Origin of the sequence: Pseudomonas sp. BF-R-01 (assembly GCF_019946615.1) — a bacterium.
GTDB lineage: Bacteria > Pseudomonadota > Gammaproteobacteria > Pseudomonadales > Pseudomonadaceae > Aquipseudomonas > Aquipseudomonas migulae.
Genome location: NZ_JAGYFX010000093.1, coordinates 1 through 23,182 on the forward strand (window position 1 = coordinate 1; position 23,182 = coordinate 23,182).

The following is a 23,182-nucleotide window of genomic DNA, read 5'->3' on the forward strand; positions in this document are numbered from 1 at the left end:
GCCTTGAACCTTGCATCGCACTCAAAGACGCCTTCGCCGGCAAGCCGTGCTCCTACAGGTTTTAGGGTTCGACCTGGGTCCATTGCTTGTTCAGGCGTTTGTCGGAGATCGGCACCTTGGTCCCCAACTGCTGGGCGAACAGCGAAACCCGGTACTCCTCCAGCCACCAGCGATACAGCTCCAGCTGCGGATCGCGTTTGCCTTCCTGGGCGTGTTTGTTGGCGCGAGTCTGGTATTGAGTCCAGAGGCCGGACAACTCACCGCTCCAGACCCGATCCTTCTGCACCTGCGCAGCCAGTTTCTCGAAGCGCTGCTCGATGGCTTTCAGGTAACGCGGCAGTTCCTTGAGCCACTGCATCGGCGTTTCGCGGACGAAACCCGGATACACCAGATGACTGAGCTGCTGCTTGATGTCATTCAACGCCACGGCCTGCGCCAGATCAATCTTGCCCTTGAAGCGTTTTTGCAGGCCGTGCCAGAGCTTGAGAATTTCCAGGGTCAGCTTCGCCAGACGCTCGGCATGCTCGGTCCAGCCGCCGCGTTTGCGTTCGGCCAGCGCCGCCAGTCCGGCGCCATCACGCGGCAACGGGTCTTCGCCGTCGAGGATGCAGCTGTCGAGACTGGCCAGCAGAATGTCTTCCACCAGACTGTCGACGCGGCCCATGTCGCGGTACATCAGACCCAGCTCCGTCAGGCCCGGCAACTTGCCGCGCAGGAACTTCGCCGGTTCCGCCAGTTGTTGCATTAGCAGGCGCTGCAACGCGCGGCGATGCTGGAACTCGGCTTCGGCCGGCGTCGAGAACCGCCCTTCCTTGACCGTGCCGGCCTCTTCGACCAGCGCCGGATACACCGTCATCGACAACCCGGCGATCTTCTGTTGGGTCTTTTCCGCCACGGCGGCGAAGACTTTCGCCTCCACCGGTTGCTGACTTTTTGCCGTTTGCGGGACGGCCAGTGCGGCCTGGCTGGCTTCAGCGAATCGCGCGGTGAGCTCCGCCAGATCTCGTCCTTCGCCGAGGAACTTGCCCTGGCCATCGACGATTTCCAGGTTCATCCGCAGGTGATTTTCGACCTGCTGCGCCGCTTCGGCCCATGCCTCATCGCTGACCCGCGCACCGGTCATGCGCAGCAACTCGCGACCCAATGCCTGAGGCAACGACCCCTCGGCAAAGGTCATGCGCTGCAACGCGGCTTTGACGAAGTCCGGCACCGGCACGAAGTTCTTGCGCAACGCCTTGGGTAGGTTGCGCACCAAGGCAATGCACTTGGCCTCGATCACGCCGGGCACCAGCCACTCCAGACGTTCCGGCGGCAGCATCGGCAACAGCGGCGCCGGCACGCGCAGGGTCACGCCGTCACGCGGATGGTTCGGTTCGAAATGGTAACTGAGCGCCAGTTCCAGATCGCCGATGTGCAAGGTGTCCGGGTAATGCAGCGCGGTGACTTCACTGGCCTCGCGGGCCAACACGTCCTCTTCGCGCATGATCAGCAGTTGCGGATCTTTCTGGCTGTTAATCCGGTACCAGCTGTCGAAGGTCGCGGTCTGGTGAATCTCCGCCGGCAGTCGCGCATCGTAGAAGGCGAACAGGGTTTCTTCGTCGGCCAGAATGTCGCGACGGCGAGCCTTGGCTTCCAGCTCGTCGAGCTGTTCCAGCAGTTGCTGGTTGGCCGTCAGGCACTTGGCTTTGGACTGAATCTCGCCGCGCACCAGGCCTTCGCGAATGAAAAACTCACGGGACACTACCGGATCGATCGGCCCGTAATGCACCGGCCGGCGACCGACCACGATCAGCCCGAACAAGGTGATCTGTTCGAACGCCACGACCTGCCCGCGCTTCTTCTCCCAATGGGGTTCGAAGTGGTTTTTCTTGATCAGGTGCCCGGCGAGCGGCTCGATCCAGTCGGCATCGATCTTGGCGACCATGCGCGCGTAGAGCTTGGTGGTTTCCACCAGTTCGGCGGTCATCAGCCATTGCGGGCGCTTTTTGCCGAGGCCCGATGACGGGTGAATCCAGAAGCGCCGCTGCCGGGCACCGAGGTAATCGCCTTCATCGGTTTTCTGCCCGATCTGGCTGAGCAGGCCCGAGAGCACGGCTTTGTGAAGTTTTGGGTAATCCGCCGGCTCTTTGTTCAGGCTCAACTGCATGTCGCGGCAGATCAAACTCAACTGACGGTGCGAGTCGCGCCACTCGCGCAGCCGCAGGTAGTTGAGGAAATTCTTGCGGCACCAGTTACGCAACGGACTGGCCGTCAGCGCCTGGCGCTGTTCTTCAAAACCACGCCACAGATTGACCAGCCCGGCGAAGTCCGAGTCCACGTCTTTCCATTGTGCATGCGCCTGATCCGCCGCTTGCTGACGTTCCGGCGGACGCTCGCGCGGGTCTTGAATCGACATCGCGCTGGCGACGATCAGCACTTCCTGCAAGCTGCCGAGTTTCGCCGCTTCGAGCAGCATGCGGCCCATGCGCGGGTCCACCGGCAGGCGTGCCAATTGGCGCCCCAGCGGGGTCAACTGGCTGTTGCGGTCCACCGCCGACAACTCTTGCAGCAGGTTGAAACCGTCGCTGATGGCCTTGCCATCGGGTGGCTCGATAAACGGGAAATCGGTGATCTCGCCGAGGCGCAGATGCAGCATCTGCAAAATCACCGCCGCGAGGTTGGTCCGCAGGATTTCCGGGTCGGTAAATTCCGGGCGGCCAATGAAGTCTTCTTCGCTGAACAGCCGTACGCAAATGCCTGGCTCAACCCGACCGCATCGACCTTTACGCTGGTTGGCGCTGGCCTGGGAAATTGCTTCGATGGGCAGGCGCTGGACCTTGGCGCGATAGCTGTAACGGCTGATGCGCGCGGTGCCGCTATCGATCACGTAACGAATGCCCGGCACGGTCAGCGACGTTTCGGCGACGTTGGTCGTCAGCACCACGCGACGACCCGGGTGCGACTGGAAAATCCGCTGCTGTTCGGCCGGCGACAAGCGTGCGTACAACGGCAGGATTTCGGTGTGCTTGAGTTGCGCCTTGCGCAGCATGTCGGCGGCGTCGCGAATCTCGCGCTCGCCGGGCAGGAACACCAGCACGTCGCCGGGGCTCTTGCGCTCGCTGCGTTCGAACGCGGCGATTTCGTCGAGGGTGGCGAGGATCGCCTGATCCACGGTCAGGTCATCCTCGACGCGGTTGCCCTCTTCATCCTGTTCCAGGGTCAGCGGGCGATACCAGGTTTCCACCGGGAAGGTGCGGCCGGAGACCTCAACGATGGGCGCATCGTCGAAGTGCTTGGAGAAACGCTCCAGGTCGATGGTCGCCGAGGTGATGATGACTTTCAGGTCCGGACGACGGGGCAGCAGGGTTTTCAGGTAACCGAGCAGGAAGTCGATGTTGAGGCTGCGTTCGTGGGCTTCGTCGACGATGATCGTGTCGTAGCGTTCGAGGTAGCGGTCGTTCTGGGTTTCCGCCAGCAGGATGCCGTCGGTCATCAGTTTGATCAGCGTATTGGAATCGCTCTGATCCTCGAACCGCACCTGATAGCCGACCAGCGCGCCCAATGGCGTCGCCAGTTCTTCGGCAACCCGGCTCGCCACGCTGCGCGCCGCAATTCGACGCGGCTGGGTGTGGCCGATCAGGCCATGCTGGCCGCGACCGATTTCCAGGCAGATCTTCGGCAACTGGGTGGTTTTGCCCGAGCCGGTTTCACCGGCGATGATCAGCACCTGATGCTTGAGCAGCGCTTCCTTGATTTCATCGCGCTTGGCGGCGATGGGCAGGCTGTCGTCGTAACGAATCACCGGCAGGCTGGCACGTCGCGCCAACACCTGATCACAGGACGCCTGCATGCGCGCCACCCACTGGGCCAGCTTGGCTTCGTCAGGCTTTTTGCGCAGCTCAAGCAACTGCCGACGCAGCCGGTGGCGGTCGGCGAGCATGGCGTGATCGAGGTTTTTCAGCAGTTTGTCGAGTGAAGGCGATTCGTCAGTCATCAGGTACGCAATAAGTCGTCTAGTGGCGCAGGGGGCGGATTGTCGCAGATTTAGAGGACAAGCGAGATCCCTTGTAGGAGCCGGCTTGCCGGCGATGGCGTCAGTGAGTCCGCTATCGCCGGCAAGCCGGCTCCTACAGGTCGGTGGTCACCTGCACGATGTCATTCGGTATCCATGCCCTTGCGCCGATACGGGAACACGTCGATCACCTTGCCCGCACGAATCGCCTCTTGCAGACTTTTCCAGTAATCGGCGTTGTACAACTCGCCGTGCAACTGATCGAACAAGCGCCGCTGCGCGGAATCGGCAAACAGAAACGGCGGGAACTCCTCGGGGAACACATCCAGCGGCCCGATCGAATACCACGGCTCGGACGCCATTTCGTCTTCCGGCGTACGCGGTTGCGGGATGTGGCGGAAGTTGGCTTCGGTCAGGAAGCAGATCTCGTCGTAGTCATAAAACACCACGCGACCGTGACGGGTGACGCCGAAGTTTTTCAGCAACATGTCGCCGGGAAAAATGTTCGCCGCCGCCAGTTGCTTGATCGCCAGGCCGTAATCTTCCAGCGCGTCGTGCACCTGCGCCTCGTTGGCGTTTTCCAGGTACAGGTTCAACGGCGTCATCCGCCGCTCGGTCCAGCAGTGGCGGATAAGCACCGTGTCGCCTTCCACCGACACGGTAGACGCCGCCACGTCCAGCAATTCTTCCAGACACGCCGGCTCGAACTTGCTCAACGGAAAACGGAAATCGGCGAACTCCTGGGTATCGGCCATGCGCCCGACGCGGTCGACGCTTTTCACCAGTCGGTACTTCTCGATCACCGTCGCGCGGTCGACGTTTTTCGAAGGCGAGAAACGGTCCTTGATGATTTTGAACACGGTGTTGAAACCCGGCAGCGTGAACACGCTCATCACCATGCCGCGCACGCCGGGTGCCATGATGAACTGGTCGTCGGTGCTGGCCAGGTGGTTGATCAGCGCCCGGTAAAACTCCGACTTGCCGTGCTTGTAGAAACCGATCGAGGTGTACAGCTCGGCGATGTGCTTGCCCGGCAGGATCCGCCGCAGGAAACCGATGAACTCCGCCGGCACCGGCACATCGACCATGAAGTAGGAACGGGTGAACGAGAAGATGATCGACACGTCGGCTTCGTCGGTGATCAACGCATCGATCTGGATGCCACGGCCCTCAAGGTGCAGCAGCGGAATCGCCAGCGGCCATTGCTCATCGGTGGTGTAGATGCGCCCCACCAGGTAAGCGCCCTTGTTGCGGTACAACACCGAGGAAAACAGCTCGACGCTCAGCTCGGGATCCTTGCACACCCAGTCCGGCAGGTTCTCGCGCAGCTGTGCTTCGAGGCGACGCAGATCGCCCGCGAGGTCGGCGTAATCCTCGCTGAAACGGTAGTCGGCAAAAATGCTCGCCAACATGCCTGACAACTGCCCCTGAGGTTTGTAGGTGCGGGTTTGCGCGGCGCGCGCCCGGCGCAGGCTTGGCCGGGTGGTGTGGATGAACATGCAGCCATCGCTGATCAGGTCGTGGCTGAACAGCCCGCAGAAGATCGAGTTGTACCAGGTCTCGGACAGTTCATCGTCGAAGCGCAGGTCGATCAGGCTGATGTAGGCGCTTTTGACCAGTGGCCAGCAGCTGACATCCAGCGTATCGGCGTCGAACGCGATGCGCAGCCGGTCCACCGTTTCGCTGACTTTATCTTCGTAGAGGTTGATCCGCGCCGCCGAGGCGATTTGCGTTTCCTGCCATTGGGCTTGCTCGAAACGCGCCCGGGCGCCATCGGTGATCTGCCGGAAATGCTCGCGGTAATCGTCAAAGCCATCGAGGATCATTCGGGCGATGTCGGCGGCTGGCCATTGCTGCGGCATGGTGAGACCTCTACGGGAATTCGGAAGGCCTGAGCTTAGCCAGTGAACCGGGTGCAGGAGAAGCCTAATTTCGGTCCGAAAACGAATGAATCACTCATGGGCGCAGTTTTTTCAGACTTTTTTTAATCGACCGTTCGGTCAGCAAACGACCTCAAAAGTCACTCTCCATCCACTTAATCGATTCATCTACAGCCCTCTGATTATCAGGCGTACGGATCCAATCCACGGTCAGGCAAATGTCAGCCGCCAGGTTTTCTGCTTTTTCCTGAAAGCCTGCCCGCCTGAAAAGTGCTCTCGAACTGGTCTTACCAAGGTAATAGCACTTTGATATACACCCCGCGTTCACCCGCCTAAAAACAAGATCCTCGGTCCACGAGGACTACCTCTCAAAATGCCCAAGGAGCACATAAGATGCCTATAAGGAACATGCGCATAGGTTTGCGCGCGAGCTTGAGTTTTGCTGTGCTGGCCAGCCTGCTGGTGCTGGTCGGGATGTTCGGCCTGGGCCAGATGGCGACCCTGCGCGAGAGTGCATCGGTCATCGAGGAATCGTGGATGCCGAGCATCGAGAGCATCCATGACAGCGCGTCCAACATCGCCACCATCCGCCTGGAATCGTTGCGGTTGATCGCCAACAACCAGAGCGCTGTGCGGGAAAGGAGCAAAGGCATCCTCAACGCGCAACGCCAGGAATTGCAAAAGCGCCTCAACGACCACAAGACGCTGCTGTCCAGCGACCAGGAACGGGTCATGCTCGACAGCCTGAATGCCGCCGTCGCGAAGTACCTGGCCATCCTCGACCAGATCCTCGCGCAGATCGATGCCGGCCAGGATGAGCAGGCCTACGCCCGCCTCAACAGTGAACTGGCCCCGCAGGGCATTGTGCTGGATAAATCCCTGGAATCGATGATCAGTTTCAATCAGCAAGGCGCCGATACCGCAGCGGACGCCGCCGCGTTGATGTACCAGCGTGCGCAATGGATCGTCGGCACGATCATCGTGATTGCGCTGCTTGCCACGCTGCTGTTGGCCTGGTTGCTGACGCGCAGCATCACCACGCCGATCAATCAGGCGCTGCAGGTCGCACGCCGGATTGCCGCGGGCGACCTCAGCGGACAGATTGCCAGCCACGGCAAGGACGAAGCCGCGCAATTGCTCAATGCCCTCGCCGACATGCAAGGCAACCTGCGCACGACCATTCGCGGCATCAGCGACTCGGCGCGTCAGCTGGCGTCGGCAGCCGAGGAAATGAGTTCGGTGATGGAGGAAAGCACTCGCGGCCTGCAGCAGCAGAACGACCAGATCGAGATGGCCGCCACCGCCGTCACCGAGATGAGCACTGCGGTGGACGAGGTCGCCGCGAATGCCGTGTCCAGCGCCGAGGCCTCCCAGGCGTCGAACGAGGACAGCAAGCACGGCCACGTGCAGGTCACTGAAACCATCACCGCGATTCAGGGGCTGGTCAGCGAAGTGCTCGGCGCCTCGGAACGGGCCGAGGGCCTGGCGGTTCAGGCGCAGGACATCAGCAAAGTGCTGGAAGTGATTCGCGGCATCGCCGGGCAGACCAACCTGCTGGCGCTCAATGCGGCCATCGAAGCCGCACGCGCCGGTGAGGCCGGACGCGGGTTTGCCGTGGTGGCCGATGAAGTGCGCTCGCTGGCGCAACGCACCCAGAACTCCACCGAAGAAATCGAGCTGATGATCAACAACATCCAGCACGGCACCGGGGCCACGGTCAGCGCGCTGCAAAGCAGTGCCGAACACGCCAGCCAGACCTTGCGCCGGGCCAACAGTGCCGGCAGCGCCCTGGAGAAAATCACCGCATCGATCTCGCAGATCAACGAACGCAACCTGGTCATCGCCAGCGCCGCCGAACAGCAAGCGCTGGTGGCCCGGGAAGTCGATCAGAACTTGGTGACCATTCGCGATCTCTCGACCCAGACCGCCGCCGGCGCCACCCAGACTTCCGCCGCCAGTCAGGAACTGTCGCGGCTGGCAATCGACCTCAACGGTCTGGTGACACGTTTCATAATTTGATGCCGGTTTTTCGGTTGCCATAGGCAAGGCTCTCGGCAACACTCTCGTCCCCATCAAGGAAGGAGTGCACCGTGAGCCCTGTCGATATCGTTCGTTTACTGTCGCTGGCGGCCATCTGGGGCGCGAGTTTCCTGTTCATGCGCATCATCGCCCCAGTGATTGGCAGCATCCCCACGGCGTTTTTCCGCGTGTCGATTGCGGCGGTCGGGTTGCTGATGATTGTCGGGTTGATGCGCATCAGCTGGGATTTCAAGGGCAAGCTCAAAACCGTGATGCTGCTCGGGGTGATCAACTCCGGGATACCAGCGACCCTCTATTCAGTGGCTGCCCAGGTGCTGCCCGCCGGTTACTCGGCAATCTTCAACGCCACCACGCCATTGATGGGCGTGTTGATCGGCGGCCTGTTCTTCAGTGAGCGGCTCACTGCGGCCAAGCTCGGCGGGGTGTTTCTAGGTTTGTTCGGTGTTGGCGTGCTGACCCGTGCCGGCCCGGTGGCCTTCGACCTGCAGCTGCTGATGGGCGCCCTCGCCTGCCTGCTCGCCACCACCTGTTACGGTTTTGCCGGGTTCCTCGCCCGCCGCTGGCTCGATCAGGCCGGCGGGCTCGACAGTCGTCTTTCGGCACTGGGCAGCATGCTCGGGGCGACCTTGTTCCTGCTGCCGCTGTTCGGCTACAGCGTGATCAGCCAGCCACCGGCGAGCTGGGGCGGCTGGAGCGTGTGGCTGTCGTTGCTGGGGCTGGGCCTGGGGTGCACGGCGTTTGCGTATATTATTTACTTCCGCCTGCTGAGCTCGATCGGGCCTTTGAAATCGATGACAACGACGTTCCTGATTCCGCCGTTCGGGGTGTTGTGGGGGGCGTTGCTGCTGGATGAGCCGTTGTCGATGGCGCACGTGTATGGCGGGGTGTTGATTGCGGCGGCGTTGTGGTTGGTGTTGAAGCCTTCGGTGATGAAGGTCGCCGAGGTGACCGCCAAATAGAGTTGTGGTGCTGCTGATGACGCCTTCGCGGGCAAGTCGGATCGCCGCACCGCTCGCTCCTACGGGTTTTGTGCAGGACCTGTAGGAGCGAGGCTTGCCCGCGAAGGCGATCGCCAGTCCACTACAAGGCCGACTGACTCACTTCACCATCCACCAACCGCCGAATCCCCAGCGGATTCGCGTTCTGCAACGCCTCGGGCAACAACGCATCCGGGTAATTCTGGAAGCACACCGGCCGCAGGAATCGATCAATTGCCAGCGTCCCCACCGACGTCCCGCGAGAATCCGACGTGGCCGGATACGGCCCGCCATGCACCATCGCCTCACAGACTTCGACCCCGGTCGGATAGCCGTTGAGCAAGATCCGCCCGACTTTTTCCTGTAGCAATTGCGCCAGCCAGCGGTATTCCAGCAGCTCTTCGGCCTCGCCGATCAGCGTCGCCGTCAATTGCCCGCGCAGGCCGTGCAGCGCCGCCGCGAGCTGCGCCCGATCTTCGACTTCGATGACGATGGTGGTCGGCCCGAACACTTCTTCCTGAAGCAACTCATCGCCCTTGAGCAGCAGGCTGACATCGGCCTTGAACACCTGCGGTTGCGCCTGATTGCCCTGCTGCGGTTTGCCCGCCAGGTGCGTCAGCCCCGGATGTTCGTGCAATTCCCCAAGGCCTTGGCTGTAGCTGACCAGCGCGCCGGCATTGAGCATGGTTTGTGCCGGCTGCTCGTTCATGTTGGCGCAGAACTGTTGAAGGAAAGCGCTGAACTGTGGCGAACGCAAACCGATGACCAAACCCGGATTGGTGCAGAACTGCCCGCAGCCCAAGGTCACCGAACCGGCCAGTTGCGCCGCGATCTGCTCGCCCCGCACGGCGAGGGCTTCGGGCAACAGGAACACCGGGTTGATGCTCGACATTTCGGCAAACACCGGGATCGGTTGCGGCCGGGTCGCGGCCATGTGGCTCAGGGCATTGCCACCCTTGAGCGAACCGGTGAAGCCCACGGCCTGAATGGCCGGGTGCTTGACCAGCCACTCACCAACGCCACCGCCATAAATCATGTTGAACACACCCGCCGGCATGCCCGTGCGTTCGGCGGCGCGGATGATGGCGTCCGCGACCCGTTCGGCGGTCGCCATGTGTCCGCTGTGCGCCTTGAACACCACCGGGCAACCGGCGGCCAGTGCCGAAGCGGTATCGCCACCCGCCGTGGAAAAAGCGAGCGGAAAGTTGCTGGCGCCAAACACCGCCACCGGACCGATGGCGATGCGGTACTGGCGCAGATCCGGGCGTGACAACGGCTGACGATCCGGCAAGGCCCGATCGATCCGCGCACCGTAGAAATCACCGCGCCGCAGGACCTTGGCGAACAGGCGCATCTGGCCGCTGGTGCGCCCGCGCTCGCCCTGGATACGCCCGGCCGGCAGTGCCGTTTCCCGGCAGACCGTGGCGACGAAGTCATCGCCCAGCGCATCGATTTCATCGGCGATGGCATCGAGGAACGCGGCGCGTTTTTCCGCGCTCAGGTTGCGGTAGATCGGGTACGCCGCAGCGGCGGCTTTGGCGGCGGCATCCACTTCGGCTTCAGTCGCCTGGAAGAAGGTGCCGGGCAGCGGCTCGCCGGTGGTGGCGTCGAGGCTTTGCAGTTGCAACGTGCCGTTGGCGCTGCGCTGTCCGCCGATGTAGTTGTGTCCAAGTAACATAGTCATGAGGTAATTCCTGATCAATTAGCACGGACCTGTAGGAGCCGGCTTGCCGGCGATTGGCCTTCAAGCCTTGCATCGATCTCTCGGACGCAATCGCCGGCAAGCCGGCTCCTACAAGGGCGGATGTTCCGCCGGCTTTTAGAGCGAACGCACGTGGCCGATGGCCAACGGCTGGGCGCTTTCGCCGATGCCGTTTTCCAGCGGTGCGCCAAACGCGTCGAGGCTGATCTGGAAGCGATCCCCCGGCTGGGTTTTCACGCCGTCGGCAAACGACAGCGTCGCGGTGCCGAAGTAATGCACGTGGACATCGCCCGGACGCAAAAACTGCGCGTATTTGAAATGATGGAATTCGAGGTTGGCGAGGCTGTGGCACATGTTGTCTTCGCCGCTGAGAAACTCTTTTTCCCAGAGGGTTTCGCCGTTGCGGATGATGCGGCTGGTGCCAGCCAGATGACGGGGCAATTCACCGACACGCAGCTCCGGACCATAGGCGCAGAAACGCAGTTTCGAGTGCGCGAGGTACAGGTAATTGCGCCGCTCCATGACATGGTCGGAGAACTCGTTACCCAGCGCATAACCGACGCGATACGGCAGTCCGTCATCGCCAATCACATAGAGGCCGGTCAGCTCCGGTTCTTCACCGGCATCTTCGGCAAACGGCGGCACCGGGAAATCCGCGCCGGGGCGCACGACGATGCTGCCGTCGCCCTTGTAGAACCATTCCGGCTGCGCGCCGACCTGTCCGGCTGCGGGTTTGCCACCTTCCAGGCCCCACTTGAAAATGCGCATGGTGTCGGTCATGCCGGCTTCAACGGCGCCATCCTGCTGGTGCATTTTGTCCCGCGCCGAGGCGCTGCCGAGGTGAGTCAGGCCGGTGCCGCTGATCAGGCAGTGCGCCGGGTCTTCGTGATCCAGCGGCGGCAGGACGTTGCCCTGCTGCAACAGTTGCGCGTAATCCGGGCCAGGCTCAGTGCCGCGTTGGGCCACTTCTTCTTGCAGGCTGCGTTGGGCGCGGATCGCCGCGAGAGCCAGTTCACGAGTGCTGCGGGTGCCTTTGAGCACTTGGACCTGCGAACCTTCGACGACGCCGACCTGACGCTCACCGGCAGTGTTTTCAAATTGAATCAGGCGCATGTCGGCCCTCCAGAAAGTCGTGAATGGCGCCGCTCACGAGCGGCGCCTCAAGGTCACTCGATGATGTTGAAGTCGCTCAGGTACTCATCGGAGATTTCCAGGCCCAGGCCCGGCTTGTTGTCGTCGAGCTGGATGTAGCCGTTGACCGGTTGCGGCTCGCCCTTGAACACGTAGTAGAAGAGTTCGTTGCCGACCTCGACATCGAAGACCGGGAAGAACTCGGCCATCGGTGAGGCGGTGGTGGACATGGTCAGGTGATAGTTGTGCATCTGCCCCGCGTGCGGGATCACCGGCACCGACCAGGCTTCGGCCATGGCGTTGATCTTGCGCGCAGCGGTGATGCCGCCCACACGGTTGGTGTCGTACTGGATCACGTCGACGGCGCGGCGTTCCAGCAGGTCTTTGAAGCCGTAGGAGGTGAATTCGTGCTCGCCGCCGGAGATCGGCATGATCCCCATTTTTTTCAGCTCGATGTAGCCTTCGATGTCGTCGGCGATCACCGGCTCTTCGAGCCAGCGCGGTTCGAATTCGGCGAGTTTCGGCAACATGCGGCGTGCGTATTCCAGGGTCCAGCCCATGTAGCATTCGAGCATGATGTCGATGTCCGGGCCGGCCAGTTCACGCAGTGCGCGCACTTGTTCGATGTTTTTGCGCATGCCCGCCGGGCCATCTTTCGGGCCGTAGCCGAAGCGCATTTTCAGCGCGGTGAACCCCTGGTTCAGATAGCCCTGGGCCTCTTCGAGGAACAGGTCGAGGTTGTCGTTGGCGTAGAGCTTGGAGGCGTAGGTCCAGATCTTTTCCTTGGTGCGACCACCGAGCAACTTGAACACCGGTTTGTTGACCGCTTTGCCCATGATGTCCCAGATCGCGATGTCGATCGCCGAGATCGCCGCCATGCCGATGCCTTTACGGCCCCATGCGTGGCTCTGGCGGTACATCTTCTGCCAGATGTATTCGTTGTCGAACGGGTCTTCGCCAATCGCAATCGGCGCCAGGTAGGTGTCGATGATTTCCTTGGCCACACGCGGCGCCAGGGCGCAGTTACCGATGCCGACAAGACCGGTGTCGGTCTCGACTTCCACCACCAGCCAGCCGTGGAAACGGAACGAACCCATGGCGTCGCCACGTTCGAACAGGATGTCGCTGGCGTTGGTGCAGAAGTGCGCTTGTGGTGGGACGACTTTGCCTTTCCACTCGAAAACGCGGGTACGGATTGCTTTGATTTTCATGAATTCAATTCCTTGCTAACGCTTGGGTAGTGATCAGCCAACCTGAGCCGGTGTGAGCTGCGAGGGGGATTTAGGGGTGTGGGTGCTGCGAAGTCGGGACAACAGGACGGCGCCGACAATGCCGACCAGGGCCAGGGCGAACATGCCGGCGCGGGGGTCGGCGAAGCTGGTTTCCATCACGGTTTTCAGGTTCGGCGCGACGAAGCCGCCGAGGTTGCCGATGGAGTTGATCAGGGCAATCCCGCCGGCTGCGGCGGCACCGCTGAGGTAGCTGGTGGGAATGGTCCAGAACAGTGGCTGCACCGAGACGAAACCGGCAGCGGCGAAGCAGAAGGCGATGACCACCGGAACCATGCTGGTGCCCAGCGCCGAGGCGGCGATGCCGAGGGCGGCCATGGTCAGCATGCACACGGCGAGGCGACGATGTTGCCCGGTGCGGTCGGCGTAACGAGTGACGAGACGGGTCACGACCAGGGCGCAGATCCACGGAATCGCGGTGATCAGGCCGACGTTGAGGCCGACGTGGCCGTCAAGCAATCCGGCGATGCGCGTCGGCAGGTAAAACACCACGCCGTACACGCTCATCTGAATGGTGAAATACGCCAGGCAGAATTGCAGCACCCGAGGGTTGCGCAGCGCACTGAGAAAACCATGGGGGCTGCTGTCTTTTTTCTTCGCGTCTTCTTCGCTGAGCGCGGTTTGCAGCGCCTGCTTTTCATCAACGCTCAACCACGTGGCATCGGCCGGGCGGTTGACCAGATAGAAGTACGCAGCGATGCCGACCACCGATGCCATCAGCCCTTCGACGACGAACAACCATTGCCAGTTGGTCAGGCCGAACACGCCGTGGAAGTCCAGCAACCAGCCCGACAGCGGGCTGCCCAGCACCAGCGCCAGGGGCAAGCCGAAATAGAACAGACCGAGCGCCTGGCCACGGCTTTGTGCCGGGAACCAGTAGGTGAGGTAAAGGATGATCCCAGGGAAGAAGCCGGCTTCGGCGACCCCCAGCAGGAAGCGCAGGACGTAAAAGGTTTCGGCGTTGTGGGCGAACATCATTGCCGCCGACACCAGGCCCCATGTGACCATGATCCGGCACAGCCAGACCTTCGCGCCGAGGCGGTGCAGCATGTAGTTGCTCGGCACTTCGAAGAACGCGTAGCCGATGAAGAAGATGCTCGCGCCGAACGCGAACGCGGCATCGCCCAAACCGGTGTCGGCCTGCAGCGCGGCTTTGGCGAAGCCGACGTTGGAGCGATCGATGAAGGCGAGGATGTACATCAGGATCAGAAACGGCAGCAGACGCAGCCGGCTTTTGGAGATGGCACTGGACAGAGCCAGGGCGAAATCTGGACGAGTCATGTGAAGGTTCCTTTGCTGCCGGTATGTGCCTTGCGGAAGTGACAAGGCGGGCTTTTTGTAGTTGTTGAATCGTGCGATCGAGGCAGCTCGGGTGGCCGGCTCTGGTCATTCGATGGAGCGACTTTAGCCAGCGCACAGGGCGACGGATAATCACTTATGCACATCCATCGATAACCTGGGGTGATAGGTAAGTGCGGTTATTGCCTAGATCGAGTTATCAGGCGCCCCCCCCCAAAAACAACTGTGGGAGCGAGCCTGCTCGCGAAGGCGATCTGACAGGCACATTGCAGTGACTGATAGAGCGCTATCGCGAGCAGGCTCGCTCCCACATGGGGTTTTGCGTTGATTGAACAACCTGGCAGCACCACGCATTACTGTAGGAGCCGGCTTGCCGGCGATAGCGGCCTGACAGGCACTTCATCTGTGTCTGTCAGGCCCTCATCGCTGGCAAGCCAGCTCCTACAGGGTTTTGTATGGTTCACAAATACTGGCAACACCACCATCCACTGTAGGAGCCGGCTTGCTGGCGATTGCGGCCTGACAGTCACTTTATGTGTGTCTGTCAGGCCCTCATCGCCGGCAAGCCGGCTCCTACAGGGGGGTTGCGGTGTGTCAGTGAATTTTGTGGGGGGTCAGTAGTGGTTGGTGCCCATGCGGCAGGCGATTTCGAAGGCCTGGCGGATCGCGCCGGGGTTGGCTTTGCCCTGCCCCGCGATATCAAACGCGGTGCCATGGGCCGGTGTGGTGATGGGGATCGGCAAGCCGCCCTGCACCGTCACCCCACGGGAGAAGCCCATCAACTTGATCGCGATCTGTCCCTGGTCGTGGTACATCGTCACCACCGCGTCAAAGGCGCTCGCATCGCCCTGCACCTTGAGGAAAATCGTGTCGCCCGGATACGGACCTTCGGCCGCAATCCCCAACGCCTGCGCCGAACGTACGGCCGGGCCGATGATGTCCAGTTCTTCGCGACCGAACGAGCCGTTGTCGCCGTTGTGCGGGTTCAGGCCGCATACGCCGATGCGCGGTTTCGCCAGGCCGTTGCGTTTGAGCGCGGTGTCGATCAGCTGGATCGCTTCCACCACCCGCGCTTGCGTCAGCATGCCCGGCACCTCGGCCAAGGCCACATGCGAGGTCACCCGTGACGTCCAGAGGTTGTCGAGCACGTTGAATTCGCAGAACGGCCCGTGGAAATCCAGCAGCTCGGCGAACCAGTGCAACTCGTCGTTGTGGGCCATGCCGGCCATGTGCAGCGAGGTCTTGTTCAGCGGCCCGAACAGCACCGCACCCGTGGTGCCGGCCTCGGTGAGACGCAGGGCTTTTTCCAGAGTGTCGAGGCTGTAGCGGCCACCAATGACGCTGGCTTCACTGCGCGGGAATTCGCCGATGGTGTCGCCGCGAAAGTCATAGAACAACGGCGTGTCATCGACAAATGACAGCTGATCCAGCGACTCGACGCGACGGTACGGAAATTCCACCCCGGCGATGCGCATGCCGCGCCGCATTTCCGCCTCGTCGGCAATCAGGATCACGTTGGCCTGGCTGCGAACCTGAGGCTCCGCGAGCAGGCGGGCGATCAGTTCCGGGCCGATGCCCGCCGGGTCACCCAGGACCATGGCGATGGTTGTCTTGCTCATGCTTCACTCCTCAAGGGTTCGGGCCATGTACGGTCAATGGCGCTAGGCTCGCAGCGATAAACCCGCTGCGCGTTGCTGTAGAACAGGCGCTCCTGATCCGCCCATGGCAGGTCAGCAACGATGGATTTGAAACCGCTGTAGATGTCGTCGAACGAGCCGCACAGGCTGTCTACCGGAAAGTTGCTGGCGAACATCACTCGCTCGGTGCCGAACATGGCGATCACTTCGCGCACGATCCAGGCATTGTCTTTGGCGCGCCACGCCTGCCCTTTCAGGCCCAGGCCGGAAACCTTCACCTGCACGTTCGGCCATTCGGCCAGTCGCGCCATCGCCAGACGCCACCCCGCCAGGCCTTCGGCGCTGCGGTCATTGGGCAACCCGGCGTGGTTGAGAATCAGCGTGGTGCCGGGAAAGTCCCGGGCCAGCCGTTCGGCTTCGTAGAGGTTCCACCAGGGTGTCTGCAAATCGAAATGCAGCCCTAGCCCTTGCAGCGCGGCGTAACTGCGGCGCCAGTGTTCATCGCTCATCAGGCTGCGCAGATGGCCCACCTGCGCCGTCGACGTCGGGCCACCGGGTTTGTGGCGCACGCTGCGTACGCACTTGAAACTCGCCTGCTCGGTGAGCACCGCGATGGCGTCCGGATGATCGAGCCAGGCCTGCGCGACGATTGCATTGGGTACGCCATAACGCGCCGCCAAACCTTCAATGAATCGGGTTTCGCCAATCGGGTCTTGCGGGTCCCATTCGGTCTCGATGTACACCGTTTGCACGACGTTATGCGGACCGGCATCGGCGAAGTAATCGTCGGGAAAATAGCGCCGCTTGATCGCGCTGTAGTCGCCGTAGCGAAACGGGATCCTGGCTTCAGGCGCGAGCCATGGATGGTGATTGATCGTCGGGTCCCAGAAGTGGTGATGGGCGTCGATGATCGGCCCCGTATACAACTCAGTCATGGCGCACCTCGTCGAGGCTGATGAACAGCGTGGCGAAAACGAAGACCGCCGAACACGCCGCAAAGAACCCCAGCACCGGGGCGAATCCACCGGCCATTTGCAGGATCACGCCGACCAGGATCGGCACCGCAATCCCGCCCGTGCTGCCGGCCATGTTCATCACGCCGCCGATCAGGCCGACCCGCGCCGGCGCCGCCAGCAATGCCGGGAAGCTCCAGTAGAGGCTGCCCCACATCAGGAAAAACGCAGTCATGGCCAACAACGCCACGGCGGCAAAAGGGTTAGTCAGGGTCGGCAATAACAGAAACGCGCCGAGGGCCACCAGGCCGGAAAACGCCAGCAGGCTCTTGACCGCCACACCGCGACTGACACCTTTGCGGATCAGCCCGTCGCAGAGGAAACCACCGGTCAACGAGCCGAGCGCACCGCAGACAAAAATCACGAACGTCGCCGCACCAATGCCCTTGATATCGAAGCCGCGAGCCTGCGCCAGATAACTCGGGCCCCAGGTCAGCAAGCCGAAATACACCATCGCCCAACTGGCGCGGCCGATCAGCAAACCGCTCAGGGAACGGGCCGCAATGCCCAGGCCCTTGACCGGCACTCGCGCCGCTTCGGCTGCCGGCGTGGCGCGTCCGGCGTTGATCTTCTCGAGTTCTTCGGCATTCACTTGCGGGTGACTGGCCGGGTCATCGCGCAGATACCGCCGCGCCAGCCACGCCAGTACCAGCGTCGCGATACCGGCAATCACGAACGCCAGGCGCCATGAGTCCAGCGACGCGATCAGATAAGCAATGATTAGCCCGCCCAACGCCACGCCCAACGGGCTGCCGCTGTCCATCAGCACCGCGCCGCGACTGCGCTCGCTTGGCGCCAGCCACAACGAAATCAATTTGCCGCCCGACGGGAACAAGGGAGCCTCGGCGGCACCGAGTGCAACGCGGGCGAACAACAATGACAAGCCGCCCGTGGCAAATGCCGCCAACACTTGAAACGTCCCCCACAACCCGGTGGACCAACTGATGACCCGGTGCGGGCCGAAGCGGTCGATCATCCAGCCGCCGGGAATCTGCAACAGCGCATAGGCCCAGAAGAAGCTGCTGAGGATCAGGCCTTGCATGCTCGGCGACAGGGAAAACTCATGGGCGATGGTCGGCATCGCAATGGACAGCGACACCCGGTCGATGAGGTTGACCATGGTCAGCGCGAAGATGATCGCGAAGATCCGCCAGCGCACATTGCTGGCCTTGGTGGTGCCGGTCAGCGGTGTGGCCGCTGCGGCGGGTTGGGCAACTGCGCCGGGCAATTGCAGGGAAGCACTGGGACGAGCCATGGTGCGTACCTCGAATTTATTATTTTTGTGAAGTTGCAAACACTGAACCTGTAGGAGCCGGCTTGCCGGCGATTGCGGTGTATCAGTCAACATTGATAGCGCCTGACCCACCGCAATCGCCAGCAAGCCGGCTCCTACAGTGATGGAGGTGCATCAATCGATATTGATGGCGCCTGACATTCCGCCATCGCCGGCAAGCCGGCTCCTACAGGGTTCGCGTTTTGCCGTGTTTTCACGGCATTGGTGAGCACTATCGAAGGCTCACTGATAACCGTCTAATCAAAACTTGAAATAAGGCGATAGCCTCGGGTTATGTCATGCCCTGCTTTCAGGGGGCTTTCAATGAATAAGGCCTGCACACACTTTCCACTCAAACTGCTCTGGCGCAAGGCCTGCGGCGATCTTCACGATTTTTCCCGTCCCGAGCTATAACCCCAGGCTATCGGTGTATGTATTGTTTTGACTAGACGCGACGCCTGCGGCTTCCCACACTCGGGCCAGGCTTGCAGCTTTACCGCTCAGACAAGTCACTCATAACAACTACAAAAACGAGGCCCTTCCATGCGAAATGCATTCGTCCGTCGCACATCCCGTCTGTTTCTTGGCTGCACGCTGATCGCCGCCGGCGCCCTTCCCGCCCTGGCCCACGCCGCCTGGCAACCGGACAAGAACGTCGAAATCGTCGTCGCTGGCGGTCCCGGTGGCGGCACCGACCAGCTCGGCCGTTTGATCCAGTCGATCATCACCACCCACAAGCTGCTCGACGTGAATACCATCGTCCTCAACAAGGGCGGCGGCAATGGCGCCGAAGCTTTCCTCGACCTGAAAATGAACAAGGGCGATCCGGAAAAACTGGTGATCGGCACCAACAACATCTACTTGTTGCCGCTGGTGTCCAAGCTCGGCTACCAATGGCAGGAACTGACCCCCATCGCCGCCGTGGCCGAGGACGATTTCATTCTCTGGAGCTACAAAGACGCACCGTGGAAGGACGCCAAGGGCTTCTACGAAGCGGTCAAGGCTGACCCGTCGAACCTGCGCATGGGCGGCAGCCAGTCCAAGGACGTGGATCAGACCCTGACCCTGCTGTTGAACCAGACCACTAACAGCAAACTGGTGTACATCCCGTTCAAGAGCGGCAGCGAAGCCGCGACCCAACTGGCCGGCAAACACATCGCCGCCAACGTCAACAATCCCAGCGAAAGCATCAGCCAATGGCGCGGTGATCAGGTCGAGCCGCTGTGCGTGTTCAGTAAAGAGCGCATGAGCTACACCGAGAAAGTCGCCGGCGACAAATCCTGGGCCGACGTGCCGACCTGTCACGAGCAGGGCCTGGGCATCGATCAGTACCGCTTCCCGCGCACCGTGTTCATGCCCGGCGAAGTCACCGCCGAGCAACGGGCGTTCTATGTCGAGCTGATGCGTAAAGTCACCGAAACCCCCGAGTTCAAGGCCTACGTCAAACAGAACGCACTGGTGCCGACCTTCCTCGAGGGCGAGCCGCTGACCGCCTACATTGAGAAAGACACCGCCCGCGTCACCCCGGTGTTCAAAGAAGCCGGCTGGCTGAAAAACTGAGTTGCCGACGGCCGTTCGCCTGCGCGCGGCCGTCACCTCTGGAGGTGTCTTCATGTCCCATTCTTCGGATTCACCGGCACTGGTCGGTACCCGCTGGGTCGAACTCGGCCTGACCGTCTTCACCGCGCTGATCGGCGTGGTGGTGATGTTCGGCAGTGTCGAACAAGGTATCGGCTGGGGCGATTCCGGCCCCGAGCCGGGTTACTTCCCCTTCTACATCGGCCTGATGCTCAGCGCCGCAAGCGTGGCCAACGGCGTGTTGACCTTGGTGCGCTGGCACGCCCTGAGCATTGCATTCGTCAGCCGCAGTGCGTTCAAGCAAGTGCTGTCGGTGTTCATCCCGATTGCGCTGTTCGTGGGCGCCATGCCGTTCACCGGCATCTACGTGGCGTCGGCCTGCTTCATCGCCTGGTTCATGTGGCGTGACAAGGTCCGCGCCAAGCCTTACGGCAAACTGATGATCGGCAGCGTGTCCCTCGGCGCGGTGCTGGCCAGCTACCTGATTTTCGCGCTGTGGTTCAAGGTCCCGCTGGATGCCGGCCCGATGGGCGACTGGATTGCCCTGGCCGGGAGAAATTTCAAATGAGCGAGTTCGATTCCCTGCTGCAAGGCATGAACCTGATCCTGACCCCGGGCCACATCGGCCTGATGGTGATCGGCGTGCTGCTGGGCATTCTGGTCGGCGTATTGCCCGGCCTCGGTGCCCCCAATGGCGTGGCGTTGTTGCTGCCGCTGACGTTCACCATGTCGCCGGTATCGGCGATCATTCTGCTGTCGTGCATGTATTGGGGCGCGCTGTTCGGCGGCTCGATCACCTCGATCCTGTTCAACATCCCCGGTGAGCCCTCATCGGTGGCGACGACCTTCGACGGCTACCCGATGGCCCGCGAAGGTCGCGCCGCCGAAGCCCTCACCGCCGCCTTCAGTTCGGCACTGATCGGTGCGCTGGCCGGGGTGTTGTTGCTGACCTTCCTGTCGACCAAGATCGCCGCATTCGCCATGTCGTTCAGTTCACCGGAGTTCTTCGCGGTGTACCTGTTGGCGTTCTGCACCTTCATCGGCATGAGCAAGAACCCGCCGCTGAAAACCGTGGTGGCGATGATGATCGGTTTCGCCATGGCGGCGGTCGGCATGGACACCGTATCGGGCAACCTGCGCCTGACCTTCGACCAGCCGATCCTGATGACGGGCATCAGCTTCGAAGTGGCGGTGATCGGCCTGTTCGGCATCGGTGAAATCCTTTGCACGGTCGAGGAAGGCCTGGTGTTTCGCGGCGAGCATGCGCGCATTACGCCAATGGTGATTCTGCGTACCTGGGCCAAGTTGCCGCGTTACTGGTGGACCATTCTGCGCAGCACGCTGGTCGGTTGCTGGATGGGCATCACGCCCGGCGGCCCGACGGCGGCTTCGTTCATGAGCTACAGCCTGGCGCGGCGCTTCTCGAAGAATCGCGAGAACTTCGGCAAGGGTGAACTCGAAGGCGTGATCGCCCCGGAAACCGCTGACCACGCCGCCGGCACCAGCGCCCTGCTACCGATGCTGACCTTGGGCATTCCCGGTTCCGCTACGGCAGCGGTGATGCTCGGTGGCTTGATGATCTGGGGCTTGCACCCTGGCCCGACGTTGTTCGTCGAGCAGCACGATTTTGTCTGGGGGCTTATCGCGAGCATGTACCTGGGCAACGTGGTGAGCCTGATCGTGGTGCTGGCTACCGTGCCGCTGTTCGCTTCGATCCTGCGCATTCCGTTCTCGATCATTGCGCCGATCATCATCATGGTCTGCGCCATCGGTGCCTACTCAGTGCACAACTCGTTCTTCGACGTGGTGCTGATGCTGGGCTTCGGCGCGCTGGGTTACTTGTTCAAGAAACTCGGTTACCCGATTGCGCCGCTGGTGTTGGCGGCAGTGCTGGGCGACAAGGCTGAGGATGCGTTCCGTCAATCGATGCTGTTTTCTGACGGCCACTTGGGGATTTTCTGGTCCAACCCGCTGGTGGGCAGCCTGACCACGGCGGCGCTGCTGATGCTGTTCTGGCCGCTGATTTCCAAAGGGTTGAGCAGCCTGATGGGCCTGCGCAAACCCCACGTCGCCAAGACCAAATCGGTGCTGTGACACGGCAATGCTGGCAACGCCTGACATTTGTTGTCAGGCTTGCCGCAGTCTTTTTCGCGAGCGCGGCCCATGACCCGAATTCCTGATGCCAATGTGATCCACAGTCGACTGCGTCTGCGCCAATTGCGGTTGATGCTGGCGTTGCAGGAACTCGGCTCACTGCGCCGCGCCGCCGACCACATCGGCATGACTCAACCGGCGGCAACCAAGATGTTGCACGAGGCCGAGGACTTGCTCGGCGTCGAACTCTTCGAACGTCTGCCTCGGGGCATGCGCTCTACCCCGTTCGGGGAGACCGTCATCTACTACGCGCGCATGGTGTTTGCCGAACTCAGCGGCATGCGTGAAGAACTGGTCGCCCTGGAATCCGGCAACCTCGGGCGGGTCGCCGTCGGGGCGATTCCGGCGTTGGCCTCGGGGTTGCTGACTCGCACCATCGCCACCTTGAAGAAAAGCCATCCTCGGTTGTCGATGAGCATTCAGGTCGATACCAGTGATGTACTGGTGCAGGCACTGTTGCAGGATCAGCTCGACATTGTGCTGGGGCGGATTCCGGCGGGTGCGCGGGCCGAAGAATTGCTGTTCGACAGCTTGGGTGAAGAGGAGCTGTGCGTGATTGCCGGTGCGCAGAATCCATTGGCGCGGGAGAAAAACCTGAGCTGGGCGGAATTACAGAACATGACGTGGGTGTTGCAACAGCAACCGAGCCCGATGCGCGCGATCATCAATCAGGTGTTTCACAATGCGCGGGTCGACATTCCCAGCAGCATCGTCGAGACCACGTCGATCATGACCTTACTGTCGTTGATCCAGCAGACCGACATGCTCGGCGTCACGCCGGTGTCGGTGGTCGAGGATTATCCGGGGCGTGATTTGCTGGCGGTGTTGCCGATCAAGTTTGAAGCGCGGTTGCCGCCGTATGGGTTGATTACCCGGCGTCATCGTATTCAGTCTTCGGCGATGCAGGCGTTTATGAATTCGGTGCGGGCTGAGCATGCTTTGAGTAAGTAGGCCTTTGGGTATGCGTATATATCCGTTGCTTCGGTAACGGCGGCTATTGGTTTCGCCCTTACGGCGAGTCACTTGGAAAAGCGCCAAGTAACCAAGCGCTTTTGCCCCTTTCGTTCGGTGGCTCGCTAAGGCTCGCCATGCCCTCGCTCCGGTCCTGCTCCGTGGGCCCGCCGCCATCGGCCATCCCTGGCCGGGGGCGGCTAACCCGGCATCCATGCCGGGTTGCCCACTGCGCAGAACCTCCACTCGGCCTCTCGAGGGGGCGAC

At 61.7% G+C, this 23,182-nt stretch carries 15 protein-coding genes; 6 read left to right on the plus strand and 9 right to left on the minus strand.

Going from position 1 to position 23,182, the window contains the following annotated elements:
- Positions 1-61: 61 nt before the first annotated feature.
- Both hrpA and aceK read right to left on the minus strand, forming a co-directional pair.
- Positions 62-3,973 carry an ATP-dependent RNA helicase HrpA gene (gene hrpA, locus KGB27_RS24975; protein ID WP_223556705.1) on the minus strand — a complete coding sequence of 1,304 codons (3,912 nt, stop codon included), beginning with the start codon at positions 3,971-3,973 and terminating at the stop codon, positions 62-64.
- Positions 3,974-4,134: 161 nt separating this feature from the next.
- Positions 4,135-5,853: a bifunctional isocitrate dehydrogenase kinase/phosphatase gene (gene aceK, locus KGB27_RS24980; protein WP_008029042.1), complete on the minus strand. Its 1,719-nt coding sequence runs from the start codon at positions 5,851-5,853 to the stop codon at positions 4,135-4,137.
- 426 nt (positions 5,854-6,279) lie between these two features.
- On the opposite strand from aceK, the gene KGB27_RS24985 reads away from it, so the two are divergent.
- Positions 6,280-7,890 (plus strand): methyl-accepting chemotaxis protein, encoded by a 1,611-nt coding sequence (locus tag KGB27_RS24985; RefSeq protein WP_411736714.1) that lies wholly within the window; start codon positions 6,280-6,282, stop codon positions 7,888-7,890.
- Between the two features lie 71 nt (positions 7,891-7,961).
- The gene (locus KGB27_RS24990; protein ID WP_192225928.1) at positions 7,962-8,870 is read left to right on the plus strand and encodes a DMT family transporter; all 909 of its coding nucleotides are present in this window, start codon (positions 7,962-7,964) and stop codon (positions 8,868-8,870) included.
- A 121-nt stretch (positions 8,871-8,991) separates the two neighbouring features.
- Here KGB27_RS24990 and KGB27_RS24995 read toward each other — a convergent pair whose 3' ends face one another.
- The 7 genes from KGB27_RS24995 to KGB27_RS25025 all read right to left on the minus strand — a co-directional run bounded on the left by KGB27_RS24995 (position 8,992) and on the right by KGB27_RS25025 (position 18,214).
- The gene (locus KGB27_RS24995) at positions 8,992-10,572 is read right to left on the minus strand and encodes an aldehyde dehydrogenase (NADP(+)) (RefSeq protein WP_223556709.1); all 1,581 of its coding nucleotides are present in this window, start codon (positions 10,570-10,572) and stop codon (positions 8,992-8,994) included.
- Between the two features lie 135 nt (positions 10,573-10,707).
- On the minus strand, positions 10,708-11,703 hold the full coding sequence (gene araD1, locus KGB27_RS25000) for an AraD1 family protein (RefSeq protein WP_192225924.1): 996 nt from the start codon (positions 11,701-11,703) through the stop codon (positions 10,708-10,710).
- Between the two features lie 53 nt (positions 11,704-11,756).
- A complete protein-coding gene (locus KGB27_RS25005; protein ID WP_008043480.1) occupies positions 11,757-12,932 on the minus strand; it encodes an L-rhamnonate dehydratase in 1,176 nt (391 codons plus the stop codon).
- 33 nt (positions 12,933-12,965) lie between these two features.
- Positions 12,966-14,291, minus strand: coding sequence for an MFS transporter (locus tag KGB27_RS25010; RefSeq protein ID WP_008043481.1), 1,326 nt, complete (start codon positions 14,289-14,291; stop codon positions 12,966-12,968).
- A gap of 632 nt (positions 14,292-14,923) precedes the next feature.
- Positions 14,924-15,928 carry a 4-hydroxythreonine-4-phosphate dehydrogenase PdxA gene (locus tag KGB27_RS25015; protein ID WP_008029054.1) on the minus strand — a complete coding sequence of 335 codons (1,005 nt, stop codon included), beginning with the start codon at positions 15,926-15,928 and terminating at the stop codon, positions 14,924-14,926.
- Positions 15,925-16,881, minus strand: coding sequence for an amidohydrolase family protein (locus tag KGB27_RS25020; RefSeq protein WP_008029057.1), 957 nt, complete (start codon positions 16,879-16,881; stop codon positions 15,925-15,927). Before KGB27_RS25020 ends, KGB27_RS25015 begins: the two co-directional genes overlap by 4 nt.
- Entirely contained in the window at positions 16,874-18,214 is a 1,341-nt protein-coding gene (locus tag KGB27_RS25025; RefSeq protein ID WP_223556711.1) for an MFS transporter, read from the minus strand. The genes KGB27_RS25020 and KGB27_RS25025 overlap by 8 nt, the downstream gene beginning before the upstream one ends.
- Before the next feature lie 561 nt (positions 18,215-18,775).
- Here KGB27_RS25025 and KGB27_RS25030 point away from each other — a divergent pair.
- The 4 genes from KGB27_RS25030 (at position 18,776) to KGB27_RS25045 (ending at position 22,915) form a co-directional block, all read left to right on the plus strand.
- The gene (locus KGB27_RS25030) at positions 18,776-19,792 is read left to right on the plus strand and encodes a Bug family tripartite tricarboxylate transporter substrate binding protein (RefSeq protein ID WP_008045229.1); all 1,017 of its coding nucleotides are present in this window, start codon (positions 18,776-18,778) and stop codon (positions 19,790-19,792) included.
- A gap of 52 nt (positions 19,793-19,844) precedes the next feature.
- A complete protein-coding gene (locus KGB27_RS25035) occupies positions 19,845-20,378 on the plus strand; it encodes a tripartite tricarboxylate transporter TctB family protein (protein ID WP_008029063.1) in 534 nt (177 codons plus the stop codon).
- Positions 20,375-21,904 carry a tripartite tricarboxylate transporter permease gene (locus tag KGB27_RS25040; RefSeq protein WP_223449578.1) on the plus strand — a complete coding sequence of 510 codons (1,530 nt, stop codon included), beginning with the start codon at positions 20,375-20,377 and terminating at the stop codon, positions 21,902-21,904. Before KGB27_RS25035 ends, KGB27_RS25040 begins: the two co-directional genes overlap by 4 nt.
- Positions 21,905-21,973: 69 nt before the next feature.
- Positions 21,974-22,915: a LysR family transcriptional regulator gene (locus KGB27_RS25045; RefSeq protein ID WP_008029067.1), complete on the plus strand. Its 942-nt coding sequence runs from the start codon at positions 21,974-21,976 to the stop codon at positions 22,913-22,915.
- The last annotated feature ends 267 nt before the right edge of the window (positions 22,916-23,182 follow it).